The organism is Oxalicibacterium sp., from assembly GCF_035565035.1.
Classification (GTDB): Bacteria; Pseudomonadota; Gammaproteobacteria; order Burkholderiales; family Burkholderiaceae_D; genus Oxalicibacterium.
In genome coordinates this window covers 1-10,492 of the sequence record NZ_DATMTD010000020.1, presented here as the reverse complement: position 1 = coordinate 10,492, position 10,492 = coordinate 1, and the positions used below count along the sequence as shown (strand labels likewise).

At 53.7% G+C, this 10,492-nt stretch carries 9 protein-coding genes and 1 tRNA gene; 6 read left to right on the top strand and 4 right to left on the bottom strand.

What is annotated here, in order from left to right; all coding sequences use genetic code 11:
• Positions 1-116 precede the first annotated feature (116 nt).
• Both clpS and clpA read left to right on the top strand, forming a co-directional pair.
• Entirely contained in the window at positions 117-425 is a 309-nt protein-coding gene (clpS, locus tag VN114_RS02245; RefSeq protein ID WP_325511546.1) for an ATP-dependent Clp protease adapter ClpS, read from the top strand.
• Entirely contained in the window at positions 422-2,725 is a 2,304-nt protein-coding gene (clpA, locus tag VN114_RS02240) for an ATP-dependent Clp protease ATP-binding subunit ClpA (protein ID WP_325511544.1), read from the top strand. The genes clpS and clpA overlap by 4 nt, the downstream gene beginning before the upstream one ends.
• Positions 2,726-2,817: 92 nt before the next feature.
• Here clpA and VN114_RS02235 read toward each other — a convergent pair whose 3' ends face one another.
• From VN114_RS02235 to aat, 3 genes are all read right to left on the bottom strand, one after another.
• Positions 2,818-3,858 (bottom strand): quinone-dependent dihydroorotate dehydrogenase, encoded by a 1,041-nt coding sequence (locus tag VN114_RS02235; RefSeq protein WP_325511542.1) that lies wholly within the window; start codon positions 3,856-3,858, stop codon positions 2,818-2,820.
• A gap of 76 nt (positions 3,859-3,934) precedes the next feature.
• Positions 3,935-4,666: an arginyltransferase gene (locus tag VN114_RS02230; protein WP_325511540.1), complete on the bottom strand. Its 732-nt coding sequence runs from the start codon at positions 4,664-4,666 to the stop codon at positions 3,935-3,937.
• A 59-nt stretch (positions 4,667-4,725) separates the two neighbouring features.
• On the bottom strand, positions 4,726-5,460 hold the full coding sequence (gene aat, locus VN114_RS02225; protein ID WP_325511538.1) for a leucyl/phenylalanyl-tRNA--protein transferase: 735 nt from the start codon (positions 5,458-5,460) through the stop codon (positions 4,726-4,728).
• Between the two features lie 182 nt (positions 5,461-5,642).
• Here aat and VN114_RS02220 point away from each other — a divergent pair, with 182 nt between their 5' ends.
• The gene (locus VN114_RS02220) at positions 5,643-6,845 is read left to right on the top strand and encodes an ammonium transporter (protein ID WP_325511536.1); all 1,203 of its coding nucleotides are present in this window, start codon (positions 5,643-5,645) and stop codon (positions 6,843-6,845) included.
• Positions 6,846-6,901: 56 nt separating this feature from the next.
• Here VN114_RS02220 and VN114_RS02215 read toward each other — a convergent pair whose 3' ends face one another.
• Positions 6,902-7,489 carry an NUDIX hydrolase gene (locus VN114_RS02215; RefSeq protein WP_325511534.1) on the bottom strand — a complete coding sequence of 196 codons (588 nt, stop codon included), beginning with the start codon at positions 7,487-7,489 and terminating at the stop codon, positions 6,902-6,904.
• Between the two features lie 160 nt (positions 7,490-7,649).
• On the opposite strand from VN114_RS02215, the gene VN114_RS02210 reads away from it, so the two are divergent.
• The 3 genes from VN114_RS02210 to rluB all read left to right on the top strand — a co-directional run bounded on the left by VN114_RS02210 (position 7,650) and on the right by rluB (position 10,349).
• Positions 7,650-7,726, top strand: a tRNA-Met gene (locus VN114_RS02210).
• A 159-nt stretch (positions 7,727-7,885) separates the two neighbouring features.
• Positions 7,886-8,740, top strand: a complete 855-nt coding sequence (gene scpB, locus VN114_RS02205; protein ID WP_325511532.1) for an SMC-Scp complex subunit ScpB — start codon at positions 7,886-7,888, stop codon at positions 8,738-8,740.
• The gene (gene rluB / locus VN114_RS02200) at positions 8,718-10,349 is read left to right on the top strand and encodes a 23S rRNA pseudouridine(2605) synthase RluB (protein ID WP_325511547.1); all 1,632 of its coding nucleotides are present in this window, start codon (positions 8,718-8,720) and stop codon (positions 10,347-10,349) included. The genes scpB and rluB overlap by 23 nt, the downstream gene beginning before the upstream one ends.
• The last annotated feature ends 143 nt before the right edge of the window (positions 10,350-10,492 follow it).

Below are 10,492 nucleotides of genomic sequence, written 5' to 3'. Positions count from 1 at the left end.
GCTTTGTTGATCGTCATCTGCATCCACAGAAGAAAACGCGTAAGATTTGAATTAATAATTTATTTCCCCGTTCTTCCGGGCATTGTGTGCATGGGTGGACGTATTAGAATAAGCCTATGGCAATTAAGCATGACGATGGAACGGTTCTTCAGCGGCAAGAGCAAAAACTCAAGCCGCCGTCGATGTATCAGGTGTTATTGCTGAATGACGATTACACGCCGATGGAATTCGTCGTGATGGTTCTTCAGGAATACTTTAGTAAAGATCGTGAGACTGCGACGCAAATCATGCTCATGGTTCACCGCGACGGAAAAGGTGTTTGTGGCGTTTATCCCAAAGATATAGCGTCTACAAAAGTTGAGCTGGTTTTGAACCACGCCCGGAAAGCGGGGCATCCCCTGCAGTGCGTGATGGAGGAAGTATGATTGCGCAGGAATTGGAAGTCAGTTTGCACATGGCGTTTGTCGAAGCGAGACAGGCGCGTCATGAATTCATTACGGTAGAGCATCTGCTGCTTGCGTTGCTCGATAATCCGTCGGCCGCGGAAGTCATGCGTGCCTGTGCGGTCAATATCGAGGACCTGCGCAAGACGCTGACCAATTTCATTGGCGACAACACGCCGACCGTGCCGGGTACTGCAGAAGTTGATACGCAGCCGACACTGGGTTTTCAGCGGGTGATTCAGCGCGCAATCATGCACGTGCAATCAGCGTCTAACGGCAAAAAGGAAGTGACCGGAGCGAATGTGCTGGTTGCGATCTTTGGCGAAAAAGATTCCCATGCTGTCTACTATCTGCATCAGCAGGGCGTAACGCGTCTGGACGTCGTCAACTTCATTTCGCACGGGGTTCGCAAGGATCAGCAGCCTGATGCGCAGAAAGCACCAGAAGGTGCCGAGGACGCGCCGTCGGCCGAAGGTCAGCAGAAGGAAAGTGCGCTTGATCAGTTCACGCAGAATCTGAACAAGATGGCAGCCGATGGCAAGATCGATCCACTGATCGGTCGCGAAGGCGAAGTCGAGCGCGTGATCCAGACATTGTGCCGTCGTCGCAAGAACAATCCATTGCTGGTGGGCGAAGCAGGCGTTGGTAAAACTGCGATTGCCGAAGGTCTTGCATGGCGCATTACGCAAGGCGACGTGCCTGAAGTGTTGCAAAACGCCGTTGTCTACTCGCTCGATATGGGTGCGCTGCTGGCTGGTACCAAATATCGCGGTGATTTCGAGCAGCGATTGAAGGCGGTATTGAAGCAGTTAAAAGACAATCCGAACGGTATCCTGTTCATCGACGAAATCCACACGATCATCGGTGCGGGTTCGGCTTCAGGCGGTACGCTGGATGCGTCCAATCTGCTGAAGCCCGCATTGTCCAATGGCCAGTTGAAATGCATCGGCGCGACCACTTTCACGGAATTCCGTGGGGTGTTCGAGAAAGACCACGCACTGTCGCGTCGCTTCCAGAAGATTGATGTCAATGAGCCGAGCGTCGAACAGACAATCCAGATCCTTCGTGGCTTGAAGTCGCGTTTCGAAGAGCATCACGGCGTCAAATACTCTTCGTCGGCGTTGACTTCGGCGGCGGAACTGGCCGCGCGCTTCATCAATGATCGTCATTTGCCGGACAAGGCAATTGACGTGATCGACGAAGCTGGTGCGGCGCAACGCATCCTGCCGAAATCGAAGCAGAAGAAAACCATTGGCAAATCCGAGATTGAGGACATCATTTCCAAGATCGCGCGCATTCCGCCGCAAACAGTCAATCAGGATGATCGCTCGAAGTTGCAGACCATCGAACGCGATCTGAAAAATGTTGTTTTCGGTCAGGATCCGGCATTGGAAGCATTGGGTTCCGCGATCAAGGTGGCGCGCGCAGGTTTGGGTAAAACCGACAAGCCGATTGGCTCGTTCCTGTTCTCGGGGCCAACCGGTGTCGGTAAAACCGAAGCCGCCAAGCAGCTGGCGTTCATCATGGGTATCGAGTTGATTCGTTTCGACATGTCCGAATACATGGAGCGTCATGCGGTAAGTCGTTTGATCGGTGCGCCTCCGGGCTACGTAGGTTTCGATCAGGGTGGTCTGCTGACCGAGGCGATTACGAAAAAACCGCATGCTGTGCTGCTGCTCGACGAAATCGAAAAAGCGCATCCGGATATTTTCAATATCCTGTTGCAGGTGATGGATCACGGTACGTTGACCGACAACAACGGTCGCAAGGCGGATTTCCGCAATGTGATCATAATCATGACGACGAACGCCGGTGCAGAGAGCCTGCAGAAGCGTACGATCGGTTTCACCGAGAAGAAGGAAGCAGGCGACGAAATGGCCGATATCAAGCGGATGTTTACGCCTGAATTCCGTAATCGTCTTGATGCGATCATCAGCTTCCGTGCGCTGGATGAAGAAATCATTCTGCGCGTGGTCGACAAGTTCCTGATGCAACTGGAAGAACAATTGCACGAGAAAAAAGTTGAAGCAATCTTCAGCGATAATCTCCGCAAATTCCTTGGTCGAAAAGGCTTTGATCCGTTGATGGGTGCGCGCCCGATGTCACGTCTGATTCAAGACATGATTCGCAAGGCGCTGGCTGATGAACTGTTGTTCGGTCGTCTGGTTACGGGTGGAAAGGTTACCGTTGACCTGGATGAGCAGGATCAGATCAAGCTGGATTTCAGCGAAGGTGATACTGCGCCTCCAACCGCTGCTCCGGAAACGGTCGAAGTCGAATAAACGAATGATGTAGATGAAAAAAAAGCCCAAACCAAGTTTGGGCTTTTTTTTGCGGCGTGATTTCAGCACTTCGACGAACCTGCTTTACTACGTCATTGACCATGTAGTGCGGCCGCACATTCCCGCACCAGCGCTGGTCCTTGATAAATCAGTCCGGTGTACAACTGCACCAGTGAAGCGCCGGCATCCATTTTTGTGCAGGCATCGTTTCCAGTCAGAATGCCGCCGACCCCGATGATTGGCAGGGCGTCGCCTACCTCTTTTTTCAATGCGCGAATCACGGTGTTTGACGCTTCGAAAACAGGCGCGCCAGAGAGTCCGCCTGTTTCATCTGCATGTTTCAGATTTTGCACGGCATCGCGATTGATCGTCGTGTTGGTCGCGATGACACCGTCCATTTTGTGTCGGAGCAAAGCTTCGGCGATTGTCTGAATTTGTTCCTGATCAATATCCGGAGCAATTTTCAAGGCAATCGGCACATAACTTCCATATTGATCGGCCAGGCGTTGCTGCGCTTCCTTCAATCGGGATAACAGGGCATCCAGTTCTGATGCGCCTTGCAATTGACGCAGGTTTTTTGTATTCGGCGATGAGATGTTGATAGTGACATAGCTCGCATACGGATAGACTTTTTGTAGGCAGATCAGGTAATCATCAACGGCGCGTTCAATCGGCGTGTCGGCATTCTTGCCGATGTTCAATCCCAGCACGCCTTCCTTGTTTTGATAGAAGCGCGATGCCTGAACATTCGACACGAATGCATCGACACCGCCGTTGTTGAATCCCATGCGGTTGATGATCGCTTTTGCCTGCGGCAGACGGAACATGCGCGGCATCGGATTGCCTGGTTGCGCACGTGGCGTCACTGTGCCGACTTCAATGAAGCCAAAACCCAGTGTCGCCAACCCGTCAATGTAGGCGCCGTCCTTGTCGAGGCCGGCGGCGAGGCCGACCGGGTTGGGAAAGGTAATGCCCATCACGGTCCGCGGATCGTCCGATGGCTTGGCGAACGAAGATGTCAGGCCCCAGCCGGCCGCGCGACGCAATGCCGGTAACGTCAGGTTGTGTGCGGCTTCCGGGTCAATGGAGAACAGGAAGGGGCGGGCAAGGGCGTAGAGGAGTTTTTCGGACACGATGGAATGATGATAGAAGCTGTAGAAATGCCGGTGCGACACCGGCGGCAGGCATGCATTCTAGCGCGAGCTGGCGTCAAGCCGAAACCAGTGGTTGCCATTGTCCGTTCTGCAGCGCTTCCAATGGCTGGAAATTGATTTTGTACGACATCTTCGGACTTTCCTGAATCCAGTAACCGAGATAGATGTACGGCATGTTCAACAATCTTGCCTGTTCGATCTGCCACAGCACGTTGTAGGTTCCGTACGATGCATTGTGCTGGTCGGGATCGTAGAACGTATAGACGGAAGAAAGGCCATCGCCGAGAACATCGATGATGCTGACCATGCGCAGCGTGCCATCTTCGTCACGGAATTCGACCAGTCTCGTATTGACTTTGCTTTGTAGAAGGAATTGCGCGTATTGATCACGGCTGTCCTGATCCATGCCGCCGCCGGCATGACGTGCTGCCTGATACCGCAGATACAATTCATAGTGCTCTGGCAGGTAAGCCAGTTTGGTAACCGAAGTTTGCAGATTGCCGTGCCGCGCGTGTGCACGCCGCTGGCTGCGATTCGGTTCGAATTCGGCAACTCTGATGCGTACCGGAGTGCAGGCGTGGCAGCCATCGCAATAAGGGCGATAAGTAAAAATGCCGCTACGACGGAAGCCGCTTTTGACCAGTTCTGAATAAACATCGGCATTGATCAGGTGCGATGGCGTTGCTACCTGCGAACGTGCCTGTCGCCCGTCCAGATAGCTGCAAGGATAAGGTGCCGTTGCGTAGAACTGCAGGGTCGAAAACGGTAATTCCTTAGGATGCGTCATGGTTGCTTACATTCTGCTTGAGCGGATGTTGAGCGGGAGAACGGGCGATGCGGTAGTCATCATGAATTGACTGGCAGCGGTGCAATTGGTTTCCAGTCCGTAATCTGCGGAGCATCGACTGCCCGCCGCAGTAAAGAAACAAATTCAAAACGTGATATTGGCGCCGCACCGAGTGAAGCCAGATGCGTCGTTTGCTGCTGGCAGTCTATCATCGATACACCATGACTTTTCAGGAAGGCGACCAGATATGCGAGAGCAATCTTGGATCCGTCGTTCACGCGGGTGAACATGGATTCGCCATAAAACATTCGACCGATGCTGACGCCATATGCACCGCCGACCAGTTTGCCATCTAGCCAGACTTCGGCGGAATGCGCGTAGCCGTTGCGGTGCAATGCCGCGTAGCCGGCGACGATTTCCTCGGATATCCAGGTACCGGCTTCGCCGTTGCGCGGCTCTGCACACGCGTGCATTACATCTTCGAATGCATGATCGAAGCGGACCTCCCAGGATCCGCCGGATGCCATGCTGTGGTGCACTTTCTTCAGGATTTTTCTGAGGCTGTTGGAAATTCTGAACTGATCGACAAATAGCACCATGCGCGGATCCGTGCTCCACCAAAGAATCGGCTGCCCATCCGAGAACCAGGGAAAAATGCCCGCACGGTAAGCCATCAGCAATCTTTCCGGCGACAGATCGGCACCGGCCGCCAACAATCCGGCTGCACCGTCTACCTCGGTTAATGCGGTAGAAACGTCCGGAAAAGGAGCGTCAGGTTCCAGCCACGGAATCATGCTATCTCCCCAATTTGGCCCGTTATTTTGCGCGTAGTTGGTGCGTTAATTCCGCCAGCGGACGAGACTTTAAAAATATCCTTAAGAATCATGTGTTTGTAAAAATCACCAAAATGGAACGATTTTTGCTTTTCTGGTGCGGTAATTATTTGCTTTGCACATTAATCGGGAGATTTTTCCACATGGATGCACTTAAAAACGGCACTGATGCATTGTTTATCATGCTCGGCGCCATCATGGTTCTGGCCATGCATGCCGGCTTTGCCTTTCTGGAATTGGGCACGGTACGCAAAAAAAACCAAGTCAACGCACTGGTCAAAATATTAGTCGATTTTGCCGTCTCGACAATTGCCTATTTTTTTGTCGGGTACGGCGTTGCCTACGGCGTCACCTTTTTCGGCAGCGCGGAATTGCTGTCGCAACGTAACGGATTCGAGCTGGTGAAATTCTTTTTCCTGTTGACGTTCGCCGCGGCGATTCCGGCAATTATTTCCGGGGGGATCGCCGAGCGTTCACGCTTCCATCCGCAATTATTGGCAACCGCGCTCATCGTTGGATTGGTTTATCCGTTTTTCGAGGGGATCGCCTGGAATCAGCATTTCGGCATCCAGGCATGGTTGCATGCAACGTTCTCCGAGGATTTTCATGACTTTGCCGGTTCGGTAGTCGTGCACGCAATGGGTGGCTGGATTGCGTTGCCTGCGGTTCTGCTGCTTGGCGCACGTCGCGGACGCTATACGAAGGAGGGGGCGATCGCGGCGCATCCGCCGTCCAGTATTCCGTTTCTTGCACTGGGGGCCTGGATTCTGACGGTCGGCTGGTTTGGCTTTAATGTCATGAGCGCACAGACCATGGAGGCGATGAATGGACTGGTCGCCGTCAATTCTTTGATGGCAATGGTCGGCGGTACACTCGCCGCATTCATCGCAGGCAAGAACGATCCGGGTTACGTGCATAATGGTCCGCTGGCCGGATTGGTCGCAGTTTGTGCGGGTTCCAATTTGATGCATCCGCTGGGTGCACTGATTACAGGCGCAATTGGCGGATTCATTTTTGTCTGGATGTTTGCGTTGACGCAGAACAAGTGGAAGATCGACGATGTCCTGGGCGTGTGGCCGTTGCATGGGCTGTGCGGCACGTGGGGCGGTCTGGCAGCGGGAATTTTCGGCACGAAGGCGCTGGGTGGTTTGGGTGGTGTGTCCTTCATGTCGCAATTGATTGGCACCGGCCTCGGCATCGTGATCGCGCTGATCGGCGGTGTGCTGATCTATGGGGTGTTGAAAATGACGATGGGGATTCGTCTGGATCCCGAGCAGGAATTCGACGGCGCAGATCTGTCCATTCACAAGATCAGTGCAACACCGGAGCGCGAAACCTACTGGTAATGATTGTTTAATGCAGAGTTAAAAATGGCGACATGTTTTATGTCGCCATTTTTTATTCAGTTTGCCGGGACGGAATCTGCGCGCGGGGCCGGCTTCAGAATATCCATCGTGTGGAAACGGTATGTGTCCCCGTTCTTGCGTGCCGCGTGATCTTCCAGAAAAAATTTCAGTGTGTGACTGACTGTTTGAAATGCGATGTCATTCCAGGGAATTTCATGCGGTGCAAACATTTTGACTTCTAGACTTTCCACCCCTGCCTCGTAGTTCAGGTCGAGCAAGGTTGCGCGATAAAACATGTGTACCTGATGCACGTGCGGCACGTTGAGCAGCGAGAATAATTCGTGCAACTGTATATTTGCGCCGGCTTCCTCGACGGTTTCGCGAATGGCGGCTTCGGTCGTCGTTTCGTTGTTCTCCATAAAACCGGCAGGCAAGGTCCAGTATCCATGACGCGGTTCGATCGCGCGCTTGCACAGCAGGATGCGCATGTCGCCATCTGCATCCCACACCGGAATTGATCCCAGTACCATTTTCGGATTTTGATAGTGGATGGCACCGCAGTTACTGCATACGTAGCGTGGGCGGTTGTCGCCGACGGGAATGGAGAGTGCAACCGGGTGCGCGCATTCGGAACAAAAATTCATGAGATGCCAACATCGAAATCGTTATTTTTCGGAAGCCCCGACACGGGTGAATTGCCATGTCACGGCAAACGCAATCGGATGACAGAGTGTATCACTCGCAAAGAATCCGCAATGATGATTGCGTTATGCATCAATACTGTATATACTTCATTTCTTCAGACGCGGGGTGGAGCAGTCTGGCAGCTCGTCGGGCTCATAACCCGAAGGTCGTAGGTTCAAATCCTGCCCCCGCAACCAAGTCTCACAAGTCTTGATATTTCCCGCCCATCCAAATCTCCTCTAAACGGGCGCCGGAAAAAGCAGTATCAACTGGTTCTCTAGGCCGGACATCATCGGTGATGATTGTCGTTGAATATAAGCTCTGCACATTAAACCTATAGCCGTACATACTCGTAAATGAATATTGCTGAGGCCAAGAAAGTCCTCGAGACAGCGCTACTGTGCGCTCACGAGCCATTATCCATTAACGACATGAAGAAGCTTTATGTCGAAAACGGTGAAGCGACGGAGGACGGGCAGATTGATGTCGATGCAATCCGGCAAATGCTCGATGAATTGCGGACGGACTGGGCAGACAAGGGCATTGAAGTTGTCAGTCTGTCGACTGGATGGCGCTTCCAGAGCCGGCCGGAAATGAAGATTTATCTGGAACGCCTGAATCCCGAAAAGCCGCCGAAATATACGCGCGCAACATTGGAAACACTAGCCATCATTGCCTACCGCCAGCCGGTCACACGTGGTGATATTGAAGAAATCCGTGGCGTTACCGTCAGTTCGCAGACGATCAAACTGCTTGAGGACCGAGGCTGGATCGAGGGAATCGGTCACCGTGATGTGCCTGGCCGGCCTGCACTGTTTGCAACGACCAAGCAATTTCTTGACGATCTTGGACTGACATCGCTGGACCAGTTGCCGCCGCTGCAGCAGGTCGACAAAAATGACATGCAGGGCGATACGCTACTTGAAATCCAGGGCTTGGAAGCCGAGCTGGCCGCACATCTTGATCAGGATTCAATGGATTTCGGTGCTGAAGAAGAGCCTTCTGCAGAACATGTCGTCTCTGAAGTCGCCGAAGAAACTGCTGAACTTTCCATGGTCGCCAACGGTCTGGACCACCACCACAATACTGTTGCCAATACCGATCTCACGTCAGATGACGATACGGAGATCGCTACCGCAGTCGACATGACAGTTGACGACGAAGGTCAACACAACCAAGAACAGAATGATGAATCGCCCAACGAAAAATGATTTGTCCGACGCATCGTCCGATGATGTCCGTTCATCGGAATACTCCGAGCGGAGCGAAGGCGAGCAGGTCGCCGCGCCTCTAGGCGACAATGGCGCCAAACCGGCAAAACGCGGTTTGCGCGGGCCACGCAGCCTGCGTCGTGCGCGGAATGCGCCACGCAAGAATGCAGGACGCGACGACAATGCCGATGGAGTGTTGGCGGTGGGTGCAACGGGGGCGGAGTTTGCGCCGGCAGAAGGCAATGTGGCGCCTGATAATGCGCGCCGTACCGATCGCCCGCGAGAACAAGGCCAGGAACGCAATCGCCGTAACGATCGGCAGCAGGGTGCAAAAGGATCGCAAAAATCTCAGGGCAAGCATGCCGCAGGCGGCAAGCCGGGGATAAGGCACGGCGATGCCGATGCGGTATTTTCATTCGTGACCTCCGATGCGTTCGACGCGCTGGTGGGTGATGACGATCACGCAGGCAAGCGTCGTCATGAACAAAAAAATGTTCGTCGCGATTTGACTGCTGATGACGATGCGCCGAAGTTGCACAAGGTGCTGGCAGAAGCAGGACTGGGTTCGCGTCGCGACATGGAAGAATTGATCATCGCGGGTCGTGTTTCGGTCAACGGCGAGCCGGCGCATATCGGACAAAGAATTTTGCCGACCGACCAGGTTCGCATCAACGGCAAACTGATTCAACGCAAAGTCACCAAAAAACCGCCGCGTGTACTGGTTTATCACAAGCCGGCCGGCGAAATCGTCAGCACCAATGATCCGGAAGGCCGTCCTTCTGTCTTTGATCGTTTGCCGACAATGAAGAACGGAAAATGGTTGGCTGTTGGTCGTCTCGATTTCAATACCGAAGGTCTGCTGCTTTTCACGACGTCCGGTGATCTGGCAAACCGGCTGATGCATCCGCGGTACGGCATTGATCGTGAATATGCAGTGCGTACTCTTGGTGAGCTGGAAGAAGGAATGCGCCAGAAGCTGCTGGCAGGCGTCGAGCTGGAAGACGGTCCTGCGCAGTTCTCTCGCATTGCCGACGGCGGCGGCGAGGGAGTGAACAAATGGTATCGCGTGACGATCGGCGAAGGGCGTAATCGCGAGGTGCGTCGCATGTTTGAGGCGATCGGCCTGACCGTTTCACGTTTGATTCGTACGCGCTACGGCTCAATGACATTGCCGAGCGGTCTGAAGCGCGGTCGCTGGGAGGAGATGGATGAACATGCTGTGCGCTCCTTGCTGGCATTGAGCGGGCTGGAAAAACAAGCAACTGCTGCCAACGGACAAGGCAAGAATAAAAGCCGCAACGGCGAACCCGGTCGTCAGAACGGCAATCGTGCGGGGCGTTTCGATAACGGATTCACTCAACCGCAAAGTCCGAGCCAATGGCAAAACGTCGGCCAGGGTCGTTCACCGGGGCAGAATCCGGGCAAGCCTGCTGGGCGCCAGGGCCAACCACGCAGTCGTCAACCAGACCCTCTGCAGACTGCGCTGGGATTTCCGGGAATGGGGCAGCCGCGTCGTGGCGGTCAGAACCGTACAAACGGTCCGGCACGTGGCAACAGCGGCGGAGGCATGCCAGGACAAGGCGGACCACGCCGTCGTTCAAAAGTCTGATTTTTCCGTTATCCGACATGTTTTGACGGCAAAACGGCCCCTATTCGTTGTTTTGACAGGGTGCTGACGCTGTAGCGACATTGCGGTGGCTACGGTAATCGACTATAATTTGGCAGTTAATAAAGATCGGTCTGCCAAAAAAT